Consider the following 13,734-nt stretch of genomic DNA (forward strand, 5'->3'; position numbering starts at 1 on the left):
TGGAAAAGCGTGGTGGCAAGAGCGGCCACTACCGCAGAGATGCTACATGAATTGCTCCACTTTTGTTCTTTACTTGTGGCAGAAGGTGTGTTAAACGTACGTTTTCCAAATAGACGTGGGAGACAAGGCTAGATGGATCAAGAAAAGCTCGACTACTTTCGGCAGATACTCACAGAAAGAATGCAAGAACTTCTTGCAGAAGCCGAGAAAACGGTTACTGGCATGACCTCGAGTGGTGAAAATTATCCTGATCCTACTGATCGAGCCTCTCTTGAGTCAGACCGGAATTTCATGCTGAGAATACGCGACCGGGAGCGCAAGCTTCTCTCGAAGATTACCAGTGCTCTCGAGCGTATTGATTCAGGGGAGTTCGGTATCTGCGAGATGTGTGGCGATGACATAGGTGAAGAGCGTCTGAAGGCGAGGCCCGTGACCACCCTTTGCATCAACTGCAAGAAAAAGCAGGAAGCCCTCGAGAAAGCTCGTGGATTATAACTGCTGGCCGCATTCTTATCTGGAGTATCCGTACTGTGCCGCCCCCACCATGGGGACGCTGCCTGCTGGACGCACCCGGGCGCTTTCTGGGGAGAACAACCTCGCTGCCATGCCGCCCTCAGCCATCATTCAACCCGCGGTGAGTACTCATAGCCATAAGTCTCTGGAAATGCTTCATGCCCTGGCCATGTTTCACGTGAAACAATCCAGGTAATCAGCAAGTTCACCTCGACAAATTCCCCCGGACTCTTGCTTTGTCAAGATCTTCTCTAAGAGCAGTCAAACAACAAGACAACATTATACCCCGTGCTACCTGCCGGGCCAGCCAGGTCCTGCGATTTAAATGACGAACTCATTTACCCGGGACCTGGTGCTGAGTGAATAATTGCTTCCTGGTAAATTACCAGAATGCGTCACTGTATTTGCGAATCGAAGCACTAGGCCTGTTCTTTTTCTACGAGACTTCGCAGCCGCTTCTCCACGAGATGCTCCACTAGGTGCGGCAGAGGTTCCGGTGAGACGCCAATCACCTCCACGTTTTCCTGGGTCAAAGGCAGCAGAAACTTGGCAGCCGCACTGCTGGCCACAGCAGCTGCCATGGCCGCAGTTAGTTCTCCCATCATTGAGTTTGCCAGCACAATAGAAATTGGCCCCACTATTACATCCACATGGGGTACTGTAACCACCACGGCATTCTCACCTGTTGCCCCTCTATTGGCCCTCGCTTTCATCATCTGGGCCGTGGCAATAGCATTGGTCCCCAGGGCAATCACTTCCACCCGTTCTTCGAATGCTTCCTTGATTTTCTTGATCAAGGCGGACCCTATTCCCCCACCCTGCCCATCAATAACACAAATTCTCATCACGAAACTCCCTGCTCCAGAAAGGGCAGCCAGCAAGGTGCACATCTGGCAGCTTTGAGGAGCGATATCCCACCTAACGAGTCATCTCCCTTTTTCCCAGGGCCTTACCTGCGACCTTTTTTGCCGGCTACACGAAAATACTACAAGTACCCATTGAGAACAAGGGGCGCTTCTTGGTGATCGCTGTCTGTTGTCTGTATGTTCCTGCCCGCTCGCAGCGAAGAGCAAACCAGGAGATTACTGTGAGGGTACCTTGTGGCTGCTGACTTTCGCCGTCCTCCGGGCATTTCTTGGCATCCAGACAGGTCAAGCTCTTGACTGCAGATCTGAGGGAGCGGTAGGATTGACAGGTGAGTGCGGCGACGACAGCTGATAAAATTTGTTACTGCCCCTCTTACCATACTGGCAAACAGCAATGGTCGAGCACTGCCCACACATGAGGGCCTGCCTGGTGATGCCGCCAGATTTTTCGAGCAGCTCAGGATGATGTGCAGGAAATTGTCACAACCTTGCCAGCAGAATCGCCGTAGGGCAAAATAATTGTAATGGGGTGCTACATGAGATTGAGCAGAGCACAATTGTGGATCAGCCATCTCCTCCTTGTCCTGTTGTTGCTTGTCTCAGCATGCGCTGAAAAGCGCCCGGTTCTCTATCCCAATGAACTGTTCAAGAAGGTTGGCAAGACAGTGGCCCAGAAAGACATTGATGAATGTCTGCAGAAAGCGAAACTTTCTGGTCTCAATTACGGTGGGGGGGAACGGGTGCTCAAACGAGCTGCCGGAAGCGCTGCAATTGGCGCTGCAGCCGGAGCAGCCACCGGGGCTGTGCTGGGCAATGCTGGCAGGGGTGCTGCTGTGGGTGCTGCCGGAGGAGCAGCAACCGGGGCAACGCGCGGCGTGCTCAGTTCCGCTGAACCTGACCCTCTTTTCCGCAATTTCGTTGACAAGTGCCTCCGCGACAAGGGATACGAACCAATAGGCTGGCGCTAAGCCAGCCAACTCCAATGCTGGCAGCATCGACAGACTGTTTTTCTCGGACAGGCCGATATGGCTGGCTCGCACAGGCTGGCAGTGCTCCTGACAGGCTTACTGAGGCTGCCCAAGTGAGCAGAGTCTAACTCGCCGCCAGGACATGTTCAATATTCCAGCCCGTCTCTGAATGCGTACCAGTCAATAAGCATGTCAGCCATGGCCCTGAACACCCGGGTGGTCTGCGGATGGCCACACCCCAGGTCATTTCCCAGCTCCCTTACAAGCCGGCGGGCACGCTCTTCTAGGGCCCTGATCTTTTCGTCTGCCTCGCCTACCTGTTCCAGGATGTCAGATCCCTCAGCGAGCATTTCTCTGAACTGCTCCGGCCAGGCCCTGGCATCTGTCAGCTCTTCCAGCAGGCCGTCTATCGCCTCTCGCCTTGAAGCCATGTCTGCACCCCTCAGCTCTACAGAGTCTCCATGATACCCTTGAGATGCTCGACGAGGACCTTGTTTTTGGGATCTAGATAATCTGGCAGCTCTGCGGGTATCTTGCCATATCTCGCCAGTCTGCCGCTTTCCAGTTCTACCAGACTTGTCCAGAGAATCAAGCATTGTCCCCGGATGCTGTCGGCTACACTCTGGACATGTGGTTCCAGCTGGAGATCCTCCCTGATATGGAGAAGCTTCTCTTGCATACTGCTCACCGTTGCCAGTATATTTTCTCTCTGTGTTGCCGTGAGCCGATTGCTTTCCTGATAAAAGACAGAGCGCACTTCTCGACCTTCCGCCCACTGGCACACTCCGCAGAGAGCTTGGTCTAGCAGTCTGAGAGTGGTTGTGATGCCGCGCCTGTGATTTTCTGTCAGCCCAAGAGCACGAATGTTTGCCATACCGTTCCTTCCGAGAGCCTAGACCGAGCAAGAGCAAAACGTCCTTCGAATCTTCGTCCACATACAAAGGTAACACAGAACTCATTGGTTTCTGTCAATTTCCCTCTCCATTCCAGCATTCCATCCAAGCTTCCCAGCCAGGCCTGGAGATTCCAAAAAATTTGTAGCCTCAAGATTTATGATGTATCATATCCTACACGCAATGCTCAACATCCGGGCTACTCCACATCGGCACATCGTTCTTTTGACTGCTTCGACAGTGGCATGTTAATAGAGGAAACTCCATGGGCTCAACCGGGCGACAGGCCCCCTGTTTGGGACTATAGCGGAGCCACCAGCTCATAGTGCGATACTGGCCAGGTTCGAGTTCGTCTTTACCGTGTGAGCATCCAACTTTGAAAGCATAACAAGGTTTTCATAACTACAAGGAGGGTCTCATGTACGAGCAGCTTTTTTCACCATTGACCGTGGGCGGCTTGCGCTTCAAGAATCGCCTGACCATGGCGCCTCTCTATCTAGGTTACGCCAGCGAAGGCGGCAGCGTGAGCAGACTTCTCCTGGAGCACTATAGTCTCATGGCCCAGAGCGGCGTTGCCCTCGTGGTGGTGGAAAACGCTACCATTGACCACCCTGCTGGCAGCGGCAGCAACCGCACTCTTCGCGTGGACACCGACGACAATTTGTCAGGCCTGGCGCAGCTGGCCAAGACCATAAACAGGCAAGGCGCCCTGTCCTGCCTGCAAATCAACCACGCAGGACGGTTTGCAGGTGCTGACGCGCAGCCGCTGGCCCCTTCGGCAGTGGAGACTTTTGGCCGCAGGCCCAGAGCCCTCAGCAAAGAGGAAATCGAGGATATTGTAGCCCGGTATGCGCAGGCCGCCGTCAGGGTGAAGAAGGCTGGCTTCCACATGGTGGAACTGCACGGCGGCACTGGCTACCTCCTCGCCCAGTTTCTTTCACCCAGAACCAACAAGAGAGACGATGAATATGGCGGCACCCTGGAAAACCGCTTGAGATTTCCACTTGCTGTAGTGGCTGCAGTGAAACAAGCAGTGGGCGATTTTCCTGTTGGCTATCGCTTTCTTGCCGACGAATGGCTTCCCGACGGCCTCGGTCTGGAAGAGTCGAGGCAAATAGCCGGAGAGCTTGCCAATGCCGGGGTGGCCTACCTCTCTGTCATGGGCGGCACCTATGAGTCTTTCTTTCTGCCAGAGATAGTCGAGAAATCGAAGAAGGAGGGCTATATGGTTGATCTGGCTGCAGCCGTCAAGAGCCAGGTCAACATTCCGGTGATTACTGCAGGCAGAATAGCCTCTGGAGCTCTCGCTGAAAAGATCATTGCCCAGCAGCAGGCAGACCTCATCGGTCTGGCGCGGGTACTCTGGACTGACCCCCAATGGCCGGACAAGGTCAGAGAGGGAAGAGAGAGCGACATACTCCACTGCGACCCGGAGTGCGACACCTGCATGCAGCTGGTCATGAGAGGAAAGCCAGCATTTTGCGTCCAGTGGCCGCACAGCAAGATGCAGCTCTGGAAGGAAAAGTACGAGTGAAGCCATGCCAGCCTGGCAAAGTTCTATCCGCAAAAAAGCCATGACCTAATTGCAAAATATCTGTAAACTCGCTTGCTGACAACAACGCTTCAACCCTGGGAAAATCGGAGTCTCAATGCCGCCACAACCACCCCTGGGAGCTGGGCGAAGCAGCTTCAATCTACTGGATTCTGACAAGCTGTTTACCTCACTCCCGCTCTTCGAACGGCAGGAAGTACTCGATATTGGCTGCGGTCGCGGCGAGTATGCCCTGGCTCTGGCTGCAATCGTTGGTGACAGGGGACGGGTGCACGCCCTGGACCTCTGGCAAGAAGGAATCCGCTCGCTCCGCGAGCAGGCTGCTGCCAGAAACCTCCGCAACCTCGACACCTATGTGGCTGATGTGGGGAAGAGAATCCCGCTTGCAGACAACAGCATTGATCTTTGCTTTATGGCCACGGTATTTCACGACCTGGTGACGGAAAACGTTGCCACTGCTGCCATCTCCGAAATCACCAGGGTGCTCAAAGCAGAGGGATGGCTTGCCATAGTTGAGTTCAAGAAGATCGAAGGGGGACCCGGACCACCCGCAGCTGTCAGACTTGCACCCGAGCAGGTCGTTGAGATCATCAGCCCCTTTGGCTTCCGCCAGGAACAACTTGTCAATGTTGGCCCCTATAACTACCTCCTCACTTTGCGGCGCACTCGATTGGAGTCCAGCAGATGAGCAAACCTGTTGAAGTAAATGAGCTGCCACCCAGGTACTCTTGCTTCTCGAGGCAAGTGCAGCAGAGCGCCACTGCCCAGATAGCCCAGTAACAGGGCCATGTCTGTGCGGCTCGTGCTGCCGCCCTCACTCATCTGCTGAAAAAATGTCTCATCTTCACCGAGATGTTCTAACCTGAGCCGCTGAGGGTTCTGGAGAGGCATTATAATGGCCTGGCAAAAAGGCATACTCGTTGTGGCCGCCTATATTATAGGCTCCATTCCCACGGGCTATCTTATCTGCCGCTGGAGGGCTGGTCTTGATCTCAGGCAAAGCGGCAGCGGCAACATTGGTGCCACCAATGTTGCCCGCACCCTGGGTGTCCGCTGGGGTGTGCTGGTTCTTCTGCTCGATATGGCCAAAGGTGCCCTGCCCGTGAGTCTGGCACTGCTTCTTGGGTACGCTCAACCAGAATCCAGGGCTACCTGGGCAGCACTTGCAGGCTCTGCTGCGTTCCTGGGCCATATTTATTCTCTGTTCTTGCACTTTCGGGGAGGCAAAGGCGTAGCCACTGCCTTTGGGGTCTCTCTGCTGCTGATGCCGCAGGCAGCTCTTGCTGCCCTGGCTATCTTCTCATTCGTGTGCTGGAAGTGGCGCTATGTGTCCCTGGCATCTTTGCTGGCATCTCTGTCTCTGGTTTTCTGGGCAGCTTTGTTCAACTATCCTCGAGCCTTTCTTGCCCTGACTATTCTCTTCGCCCTGCTCATTACCATAAGACACAGAGAAAACCTCAGCCGCCTGCGACAGGGCAGAGAACACAGGTGGTGACGGCCACCTGTGCCGGAAATTGCCAGCAAGACATGCCCCATGCCCAGGAGTGAACCGCCGTATCAGAGGCACCTCCGCCAGAATCAGCCTTACTGAAGGCAGACCTGCATTGGCCTGGAGGCTGCAGAGGGCAACAGGCTGCAAACCATGCTCACCGCCCCTGACACCTGGAGTCAGCAGCACAAAAAAGCCACCATATTCCTGGTGGCAACTGTCAGTTCGAAACTCAGGCGGCTTGCAGTCCTAGACCGCCTCAGTCATTGTCGGCTTTGCTTGTCGAGGTCGAAAGAGGAGAACCGGCTTCTCACTGTGCCGGACTATCTTTTCAGAAACGCTGCCCAGCAGCCACCTGCCCACACCGGTCCTGCCGTGAGTTGACATGGCAATGAGATCAATGTCATTGCGGATGCTGTGGTTGAGAATCTCCTGCGCCACATCGCCATAGCGCACGCTGCTTTCTACCTCAAAGCCTTCCGCCCACAGCTCTTCCTGAATCCTGGTTAGATAGGTCTGCGCGCCTCTCATTACCTCTACTTCTGCATCGGTTGAATCCTTCCCCGGAAAGACATGCGCTCTGCACACCCGCAGCAGCACAATACGCGCCCCTAAAGCCCTGGCCAGCTCCTTGATCTCCACCAATATCGCTTCTGCAAGCTTCGACCCGTCTAGAGGAACAAGAATCGTCCGATACATTGGAAATTAGCCTTTTTCTATGGCGCCACCCGGAGCAACCGTAGTCTTGAATTCCGTCTCCACGTCAGCAATGGCCAGTTGTCATCGCAACCACCTCTGCCAAAAGGCACTCTACCCGTTAATCATATCATCATCCACATGCAAATATATAGTCCTTATGCCTAAATAACATGCAACGGGCCAGCCACGCATGAAAAAAGCAGCAAAACAAAAAGGCTGTTTGTCCACTAGAATTTACTGCACCAGCCTACAATTTGCGCCATCTTTGTTGCCGCCGCCTTTCTTTTTTCGATCGACGCCTGGCAGGACCTTTCTTGCGTGTTCCTCGCTTCGGCTCCCACCTTTCCGGCTCCTCTTCTTCCCCTTTTTCTACCACCAGGAAAGCCATCTCCATTCTCGCCTCGAACTCTTCAGAATCTATGGCCACAGCATCGCAGGACTCAACGTAGCCAGCCAGGTCGCGGTCCGATGTTACCACCGTGAGTTTGGCCCTGTACTTGCGGCACATGCTCTTGATTACTTCATCTGCTGTCTCGCCTGGAGCTGAGTAAATGATGCTGATTCCTTTTTCCCGGCCCTGTTCTCTACCCAGATGCACCTTGTGGGCCCCATCAAAGACCACAGTAATTCTGCAGCCCTTCAGCTGCTTGTAGCGGCGCAAGCTTTCCAGCAAGGAATTTCGACCGAGCTCCAGGGCCAGCTCGTCCTGAGGACCAAAACGGGACGATCTTCTGATCAAGTTGTAACCGTCGATGAGGAGATGCAGTGCCATTGTGCTGTACTCAATGACCGTATCTGCATTGTGTTTCCAGGCAATCCCAAAGCAGCACATCTGCTCCAAGGGGCAGCAACTTTTCAGCAATGCAGCGGCACAGGCAGCCTCCCGGGCAATTACCCTTAAGACCCTTAAGCAGCCTCCGGTAGTAAACTCGCCGTCCTACACCGGATATTGCAGGTTATTTCGCCTTGTGCTGCTAGTGTTCTACTTCGAACTCCCTTTTTCGCAAATAGAGCATACGAATAAGTTCATATTCGAATGGTGTGCCTGTAGCATAGTAGCGGAAACTCTGCTGATGCCTGGTATCAATAGCATCGAGCACCGTGACGCCCAGCTGTATCTGCCAGTTGAGATCGGCTTCGTCCATGACAGCGCCGGTGATATAGCTGTAGCTTACCACGTCCACGGCCAGCCCCCCGGCGTCTCGCAAACTAGAGGGGCCAAACACGGGAAGGACCAGATAGGGCCCCGGACCCATGCCGTAGAAACCAAGTGTCTGGCCGAAATCTTCATTCTGTTTGCGGATCTCCAGGGCTGTGCTCACATCCAGGAGCCCTGCCGCTCCAATGGTGGTGTTCAGCAGTATTCGCGACAGGGTAATGCCGAACTTCTGCATTTTGAATTGCAGCAGAGAGTTGATCAGGGTGGTGATCTCGTGCACGTTGTTGTAAAAATTAGACACACCCTTCTGGGTAAAATCGGGTGTTATGAATTCGTAGCCTCTGACAATGGGCAAAAAGACATACTGGTCAAACAGGGCGTTGAATATGTAAATGCGCCGGTTCATCCCTTCCCAGGGATCATAGGCATCGATAGGATATTTGACCCCCTTCTTGACAAACTCGCTCACCGGCCGCTTCGGCGGAATCTCCGGTTCTTTCTGTACTGGTGTGGAGGCGCAACCATATCCGAGAAAACCAACCAGCAATACCATAAGCATTCCAGCAACGGCAGATCTGGGTACGCCATTGATCATTGCCCTGCCCCCCTTTCATTCCTGAAGAAGCCGACTATGTAATTGATGTTGTTCTTCTCGGCAATATTGCCGCAATGGCCGCCGTTGGGATAGATCTTTGCCCGGGCCCCGAATACCTTGACAAGATAGTCCAGCTCCCCGGGAGCCAGGATAATGTCGTCTTCATTGGTAACCAGGCCAATCTTTCTTGCTCTTTGCAAATACAGTTCAATGCTCTTCAAGCTCATACTCTCGATAAGAGCCTCTTTGCTGATCCCAGGATGTTGCGAGGCAAAATATGGGTAGAAGAGGCCGTCGAAATAGTCTTCGAAACTCGTCCTGGCTGCCACCTTGACGTAATCGGTAAGGGGATCTGTAGCTGACAACACCCGGTTCTTGGGAACAATAAAACCAGCATTGCTCATGACATCGGCAGCAAAGACCATGTTTTCTGAAGAGATCCGAAAGGAGATGCCGATAAGCGCGGCCAGAAACTCTTCTGAAGGAGGTCCCTTTTTCCGGTAGACATCATAGAGAAAGTTTTCGGTAAACTCTATGTAACCCATTAATTTGTATGTCTCAGACAAGCGCCGCATCATTTCTTCCCAGAACTCATAGAAATGATCCAACCCACCAGGTATATTGTCCTCCAGCATGCCATCCAATATTTTCACCGAGTTGTAGAGACTGACGGGCGGGTTGATCATCAAGACCTTGCGAAAATTGAATCTTCGCCTGTCTTCATCCAGCTTTGCCACAAAGGCAGCTTGCGCTGCTCCCAGGCTGTACCCGGTGAGATAGAACTCCGACACCTTGATTTTGTCTTTGACCTGCTCCCAGGCAAGCTGCATCACCCGGTAAAGATCGCGAGAATCCTCTATGAGATTGCCAGGCACACCACTTTTCGAGGCCGTAACGATGAAATTGAAATAGGTGGGAGAAGAAAGGCAAATCACGTGAAAACCGGCTTGATAGAAGGCTTTCTGCAGCACCCGCATTTTGGCAGAGTAAAAACTGGCCCCGGTGCCGGCAATTACAAAAATCAGGGGGGCTTCCCCTTTTTGCGAGGAGAACGAGTACCTGAACTTGTTCTGATACCAGAAAACCCCAGGGATCTTGCGTTCTGCGAACACAGTCAATTCCATCATCTTGCTGGGTATCTTTTCGGGCAGGGCTGCTCTATACAAACTCGGCGTTCCCAACACCGTGGCCTCGTAGCCATTGATGAAGGGATAGTCGTAAACACTCGCCCAAGCCGTGGAGGTCAACAACAGGATGAATAGCATCAAGAGCAATTTTCTCATCTTTCCCTCCCTGAAACATGTCGGTTGTTGTTCACCAACCCTCCTGAGGTGTTCTTGAACACCTATCCAGGTACGCAGCCGCCTGGCCAAAGCTGCCCTTTCCCAGCCCCCTGCAAGACCCACCCGGGTGGCAGCCTTCACCAGGATGCCGTTGTAACCAGTTGCCTGCTCAGTTATTGCGCCCTGGCAATCTCCAACTGTTTGATCTGTTCGACAACCTGTTGACTCAAGGCGGCGAGAGCTCTACTTTCGGCTGCAACCAGGGCTTCATAACTGCTGGCAGCCACCGGCTCTCTTACCACGGAATTCTTCACAGCCAGCACCCCTGTTGCCTCTCTGCCCCGCACTGTCCAGCTCACAGAGAGCACTACATTTCCTGCCAGTTCACCATCGAATCGCTGCACATCAAAGGCGACCCGGTAGTCGGGAGTAAAGTAGCTTTCCCACGGATAGACCGCCACCTTGCTAGTGCCGAGGAGCTGCGAGATATTTTCCCCAATTACTCGCAAGAAATCTTCCCGCAAAGATCCTCCCCATCGATGAGATTCAGACAGGTTCACCATGTTGGGACTGGTGCGGATCACAATCTGCGGCCTTTCCAGCAAAGCAGGCAATCGCACTGGCCCAACGCCTACGGCGACCTCTCTATTCGCTGCCGCCTGCAGAGAGCCTTTCTCCAATCCCTGCATAGCATCCAGGGTGTAAAACTTCACGGGAGCTTGAGTACTTCTGCACGCCGGCAAGCATATGGTTACAAGGGTAAAGGCGAAAGCCACTGCCAGAAACCATATCCTTTGCTTCATCTGCTTTCTCCTTTGCCAAAAATCAGAGAATCTGGATGGCGCTCCAGGTAATCGGCCAATATGCTGAGAGAATGGGCGGCTCTGGCCAGTTCTTTCAAGGCACGTTTGAGTTCATACTGTAAAGCAGAATCGGAATTGATCGCACTTTCCACCCCGGCCACAGCCTTTTCCGTCTGGTCCAGGATGGAGCTCACTTTGGGGGCGAGATCATTGTTGACATTCGCCGCCAACTGCTGCGTCTGCACAAGAGTCGCCTTCAGGGCCCGGACAGTTTCCAGCAGGTCAGGCGCGGTCATCAGCCGCCGCGTCCCCTGCACTGTATCACGCAAGTCGCTGCCTATCTGCTCAATTGGTACCTTTTCCAGTTTTGCAACTATATTTGTCAAACGACCAGTGATCTGCTCCAGAGGAGACGGCAGCGTGGGAATCTCTGGATAGCGGCCCTGCAGCTTGACCAGCTGCACAGGTGGGGTATCGGGATGCATGTCCAGGTCCACATAGAGCTCGCCGGTGAGCAGACTCCCGGTCTTCAACTGCGCCCTGAGCCCTTTCTCCACTAATTTCTTGAGCCGGCTGCCCGGATCCATGGTCTCTTCACCTATGAATCTTATCCTCTGGGGCTCTATCTGAATCAGCACGGGAATGTAAAAAGCCACATCCTGCTCCCGATATTCCAGACCTATGTCAACAACCTTTCCCACCTTGATGCCCCGAAATTCCACGGGTGCACCTCGTGAAAGGCCTCGAACCGAGCCCTTGAAATTCAGCAGGAAATAGCGCTTATCCTCATAGCTTTTTTCATAGATGCTGCGGCGATTCTTGTAAAGTTTGAATACATGACCTTCTTTTACAGGACCACCCGCTTCGAGATCCATGGGCGTATCAAAGGCAATGCCACCGATCATCATGCTCACAAAAGACTCGGTATCCAGCCGAATTCCATTGGCGTCCACGGTCAGATCTATACCGCCGGCATTCCAGAAGCGGGTATTGCTGTGGACGCGCTGGTCGTGAGGTGCGTGAACGAAAACCTCGATATGAACGCTCCTGCCATCCTCGTCAAGCTTGTAGCTCACTACCTCCCCCACTTTGATCTGCCTGAAATAAACGGGAGAACCAATGTCCAGTGAACCGAGCCGGTCCGCCCGCAAAAGGAAGCTGCGCCCGGGCTCGCCGCTGGTAACCACCGGCGGGATCTCCAATCCCTTGAAGCTGTACACTGGCTCTTCCCCTTTCACCGGCTCCATACCGATATAGGCCCCTGAAAAAAGCGTCCCCAGGCCTGTAACTTTACCGGCAGCCACCCGGGCCCGCACCACCCAGAAGCGGGTCTTTGCTGACAGGTATTTCTCCGCGCCCTTGACAAGTTCCGCAGTAACCACCACGTGAGAAAGGTCTTTGCTCAGAGTTATGTTTTCCACCGTGCCAACTTCAACCTCTTTGTATTTGATCTTGGTCTTGCCGGCCTCGAGCCCCTCGGCCGTCTTGAAGGTGATGGTAATTGTCGGACCCTTCTCTGTATAAGCCTTGTACGCCAGCCAACCTCCTATGAGAGCGGCCACCAGGGGGATCAGCCAGACAATGGAAAATGATCTCTTGCTGCTGACAACTGCCTCTGGCACATCCGCAGACACGGTCCCCTCTCTCGGTTCCTCATTCATCCTCTTTCTCCATTGCGTCCCAGATGAGCCTGGGATCAAAATTCATGGCGGCAAACATAGTGAGAACCACCACCGCCGCAAAGTATACTGCAGCCGGCCCGGCCTCGATACTTGCCAGAGCACCAAGTTTCACCAGGGCCACCAGAATGGTGACCACATAAATATCCACCATGGACCAGCGACCAACCGCTTCAGTAATGCGGTAGAGGCGCGTACGGTCTCGCGGCCGCCAGCGAGACTTCTTCTGAACAGAAATCAATAAATATGTGAGGATAATCAGCTTTAACACCGGCACAAAGATACTCGCAAAGAAAATCACCGCGGCTATTGGCCACATTCCGGTAGCAATGAAATAGAGTACACCGCTCAGAATGGTGTCGGCTTGTGTCTTCCCCAGGGAGGTAACAATGGTAATGGGAAGTACATTGGCTGGAATGTAAAAGATAAACGCCCCAATAACCAGGGCCCAGGTCCTTTGAATACTGTTCGGTTTTCGCTGATGGATTACTGAACCGCAGCGCGGGCAGATGTATTTGCCTCTGGTAGCCGGCCGGACCTTGCTGACCAGATGGCAGCTCTGGCAGCCGGCAAGGCAAGCCTTTTGTGCCGTCAAGGAAAAGCCGTTCATTTTTCTATTGCCACTCTCTCCCAAACAATATGAGGGTCCAGGGATGCAGCAGCAGCAGCCAACACAAAGATCAGAATGGCGAAAGAGTAAAGAGCAAGACCAGGGACAATACTCGCCATCTTGGCAAGCTTGACTACGGATACCAGGATGCCGAGCATGAATACTTCCATCATTCCCCAGGGTTGCATGCTGCGGACGCAGCGAAAAATTATGGCAAGCCCCGGGGGCGTCTTGTTGAACTTCAGCGGCCCCAGCACATAGACCATCCCCAGGAGCTGCAGCAGGGGAATCAGGATGGTAGTAACAAATACCAGCACAGCCAGCTCCGGCATACCCTGGGCAGAGAGCTCTCTGATACCGGTGAAAAGAGTGGTCTCCTGCACCAGGCTGCCGCTTTTCAATGCTAGAAATGGATAGGTGTTGGCCACTACAAAGAGAATTATCCCAGCAATAGTAAACGACAGGGTGCGGTCCAGGCTGTGGCGCTTGTGCTGAAGGAGGATCCCGCCGCAGCGACTGCATCTGGCCACCCCTCCTGGCGGCAATGGCCGCACTCGCTGCAGCAAGTCACATTCGTGGCAGGCAATTATTGTATCTGAATGCATCTCTTTCCCTGCAGCTTCAA

At 53.6% G+C, this 13,734-nt stretch carries 17 protein-coding genes; 6 read left to right on the plus strand and 11 right to left on the minus strand.

What is annotated here, in order from left to right:
- The first annotated feature begins 132 nt into the window (after window positions 1-132).
- Both dksA and JRI89_04210 read left to right on the plus strand, forming a co-directional pair.
- Entirely contained in the window at window positions 133-495 is a 363-nt protein-coding gene (dksA, locus tag JRI89_04205) for an RNA polymerase-binding protein DksA (protein MBW2070437.1), read from the plus strand.
- Window positions 485-709, plus strand: coding sequence for a hypothetical protein (locus JRI89_04210; protein ID MBW2070438.1), 225 nt, complete (start codon window positions 485-487; stop codon window positions 707-709). Before dksA ends, JRI89_04210 begins: the two co-directional genes overlap by 11 nt.
- A 223-nt stretch (window positions 710-932) precedes the next feature.
- On the opposite strand, the gene JRI89_04215 is transcribed toward JRI89_04210, so the two are convergent.
- On the minus strand, window positions 933-1,358 hold the full coding sequence (locus JRI89_04215) for a DUF3842 family protein (GenBank protein ID MBW2070439.1): 426 nt from the start codon (window positions 1,356-1,358) through the stop codon (window positions 933-935).
- A 557-nt stretch (window positions 1,359-1,915) separates the two neighbouring features.
- Here JRI89_04215 and JRI89_04220 point away from each other — a divergent pair.
- Window positions 1,916-2,347, plus strand: a complete 432-nt coding sequence (locus JRI89_04220) for a hypothetical protein (GenBank protein MBW2070440.1) — start codon at window positions 1,916-1,918, stop codon at window positions 2,345-2,347.
- Between the two features lie 146 nt (window positions 2,348-2,493).
- Here the strand turns inward: JRI89_04220 and JRI89_04225 are convergent, their stop codons facing one another.
- Both JRI89_04225 and JRI89_04230 read right to left on the minus strand, forming a co-directional pair.
- The gene (locus JRI89_04225; GenBank protein MBW2070441.1) at window positions 2,494-2,778 is read right to left on the minus strand and encodes a hypothetical protein; all 285 of its coding nucleotides are present in this window, start codon (window positions 2,776-2,778) and stop codon (window positions 2,494-2,496) included.
- Between the two features lie 17 nt (window positions 2,779-2,795).
- Entirely contained in the window at window positions 2,796-3,221 is a 426-nt protein-coding gene (locus tag JRI89_04230) for a hypothetical protein (protein ID MBW2070442.1), read from the minus strand.
- Between the two features lie 437 nt (window positions 3,222-3,658).
- Between JRI89_04230 and JRI89_04235 the strand changes: the two genes are divergently transcribed.
- The 3 genes from JRI89_04235 to plsY all read left to right on the plus strand — a co-directional run bounded on the left by JRI89_04235 (window position 3,659) and on the right by plsY (window position 6,287).
- The gene (locus tag JRI89_04235; GenBank protein MBW2070443.1) at window positions 3,659-4,774 is read left to right on the plus strand and encodes an NADH:flavin oxidoreductase; all 1,116 of its coding nucleotides are present in this window, start codon (window positions 3,659-3,661) and stop codon (window positions 4,772-4,774) included.
- A 115-nt stretch (window positions 4,775-4,889) separates the two neighbouring features.
- Window positions 4,890-5,480, plus strand: a complete 591-nt coding sequence (locus tag JRI89_04240) for a class I SAM-dependent methyltransferase (GenBank protein MBW2070444.1) — start codon at window positions 4,890-4,892, stop codon at window positions 5,478-5,480.
- A 207-nt stretch (window positions 5,481-5,687) separates the two neighbouring features.
- Window positions 5,688-6,287 carry a glycerol-3-phosphate 1-O-acyltransferase PlsY gene (plsY, locus tag JRI89_04245; GenBank protein ID MBW2070445.1) on the plus strand — a complete coding sequence of 200 codons (600 nt, stop codon included), beginning with the start codon at window positions 5,688-5,690 and terminating at the stop codon, window positions 6,285-6,287.
- Between the two features lie 243 nt (window positions 6,288-6,530).
- Here the strand turns inward: plsY and JRI89_04250 are convergent, their stop codons facing one another.
- The 8 genes from JRI89_04250 to JRI89_04285 all read right to left on the minus strand — a co-directional run bounded on the left by JRI89_04250 (window position 6,531) and on the right by JRI89_04285 (window position 13,714).
- The gene (locus JRI89_04250) at window positions 6,531-6,980 is read right to left on the minus strand and encodes a universal stress protein (protein ID MBW2070446.1); all 450 of its coding nucleotides are present in this window, start codon (window positions 6,978-6,980) and stop codon (window positions 6,531-6,533) included.
- Between the two features lie 247 nt (window positions 6,981-7,227).
- Complete coding sequence (locus tag JRI89_04255) at window positions 7,228-7,752, minus strand: NYN domain-containing protein (protein ID MBW2070447.1); 525 nt, start codon at window positions 7,750-7,752, stop codon at window positions 7,228-7,230.
- Between the two features lie 202 nt (window positions 7,753-7,954).
- Window positions 7,955-8,698 carry a VacJ family lipoprotein gene (locus JRI89_04260; protein ID MBW2070448.1) on the minus strand — a complete coding sequence of 248 codons (744 nt, stop codon included), beginning with the start codon at window positions 8,696-8,698 and terminating at the stop codon, window positions 7,955-7,957.
- Window positions 8,699-8,730: 32 nt separating this feature from the next.
- Window positions 8,731-10,017, minus strand: a complete 1,287-nt coding sequence (locus tag JRI89_04265; protein ID MBW2070449.1) for an alpha/beta fold hydrolase — start codon at window positions 10,015-10,017, stop codon at window positions 8,731-8,733.
- A 173-nt stretch (window positions 10,018-10,190) separates the two neighbouring features.
- Window positions 10,191-10,820, minus strand: coding sequence for a membrane integrity-associated transporter subunit PqiC (locus JRI89_04270; protein MBW2070450.1), 630 nt, complete (start codon window positions 10,818-10,820; stop codon window positions 10,191-10,193).
- Window positions 10,817-12,481 (minus strand): MCE family protein, encoded by a 1,665-nt coding sequence (locus JRI89_04275; GenBank protein ID MBW2070451.1) that lies wholly within the window; start codon window positions 12,479-12,481, stop codon window positions 10,817-10,819. Before JRI89_04275 ends, JRI89_04270 begins: the two co-directional genes overlap by 4 nt.
- Window positions 12,474-13,109: a paraquat-inducible protein A gene (locus tag JRI89_04280; protein MBW2070452.1), complete on the minus strand. Its 636-nt coding sequence runs from the start codon at window positions 13,107-13,109 to the stop codon at window positions 12,474-12,476. Before JRI89_04280 ends, JRI89_04275 begins: the two co-directional genes overlap by 8 nt.
- On the minus strand, window positions 13,106-13,714 hold the full coding sequence (locus JRI89_04285) for a paraquat-inducible protein A (GenBank protein MBW2070453.1): 609 nt from the start codon (window positions 13,712-13,714) through the stop codon (window positions 13,106-13,108). Before JRI89_04285 ends, JRI89_04280 begins: the two co-directional genes overlap by 4 nt.
- Window positions 13,715-13,734: the final 20 nt, after the last annotated feature.

This window comes from Deltaproteobacteria bacterium, from assembly GCA_019309045.1.
Lineage (GTDB): Bacteria > Desulfobacterota > Syntrophobacteria > BM002 > BM002 > JAFDGZ01.

Bases quoted from the DNA above. Each gene is read 5' to 3' on its own strand.
- dksA (MBW2070437.1), top strand. From the start codon at position 133: ATGGATCAAGAAAAGCTCGACTACTTTCGGCAGATACTCACAGAAAGA.
- JRI89_04215 (MBW2070439.1), bottom strand. From the start codon at position 1,358: ATGAGAATTTGTGTTATTGATGGGCAGGGTGGGGGAATAGGGTCCGCC.
- JRI89_04220 (MBW2070440.1), top strand. From the start codon at position 1,916: ATGAGATTGAGCAGAGCACAATTGTGGATCAGCCATCTCCTCCTTGTC.
- JRI89_04225 (MBW2070441.1), bottom strand. From the start codon at position 2,778: ATGGCTTCAAGGCGAGAGGCGATAGACGGCCTGCTGGAAGAGCTGACA.
- JRI89_04230 (MBW2070442.1), bottom strand. From the start codon at position 3,221: ATGGCAAACATTCGTGCTCTTGGGCTGACAGAAAATCACAGGCGCGGC.
- JRI89_04235 (MBW2070443.1), top strand. From the start codon at position 3,659: ATGTACGAGCAGCTTTTTTCACCATTGACCGTGGGCGGCTTGCGCTTC.
- JRI89_04240 (MBW2070444.1), top strand. From the start codon at position 4,890: ATGCCGCCACAACCACCCCTGGGAGCTGGGCGAAGCAGCTTCAATCTA.
- plsY (MBW2070445.1), top strand. From the start codon at position 5,688: ATGGCCTGGCAAAAAGGCATACTCGTTGTGGCCGCCTATATTATAGGC.
- JRI89_04250 (MBW2070446.1), bottom strand. From the start codon at position 6,980: ATGTATCGGACGATTCTTGTTCCTCTAGACGGGTCGAAGCTTGCAGAA.
- JRI89_04255 (MBW2070447.1), bottom strand. From the start codon at position 7,752: ATGGCACTGCATCTCCTCATCGACGGTTACAACTTGATCAGAAGATCG.
- JRI89_04260 (MBW2070448.1), bottom strand. From the start codon at position 8,698: ATGCTTATGGTATTGCTGGTTGGTTTTCTCGGATATGGTTGCGCCTCC.
- JRI89_04265 (MBW2070449.1), bottom strand. From the start codon at position 10,017: ATGAGAAAATTGCTCTTGATGCTATTCATCCTGTTGTTGACCTCCACG.
- JRI89_04270 (MBW2070450.1), bottom strand. From the start codon at position 10,820: ATGAAGCAAAGGATATGGTTTCTGGCAGTGGCTTTCGCCTTTACCCTT.
- JRI89_04275 (MBW2070451.1), bottom strand. From the start codon at position 12,481: ATGAATGAGGAACCGAGAGAGGGGACCGTGTCTGCGGATGTGCCAGAG.
- JRI89_04280 (MBW2070452.1), bottom strand. From the start codon at position 13,109: ATGAACGGCTTTTCCTTGACGGCACAAAAGGCTTGCCTTGCCGGCTGC.
- JRI89_04285 (MBW2070453.1), bottom strand. From the start codon at position 13,714: ATGCATTCAGATACAATAATTGCCTGCCACGAATGTGACTTGCTGCAG.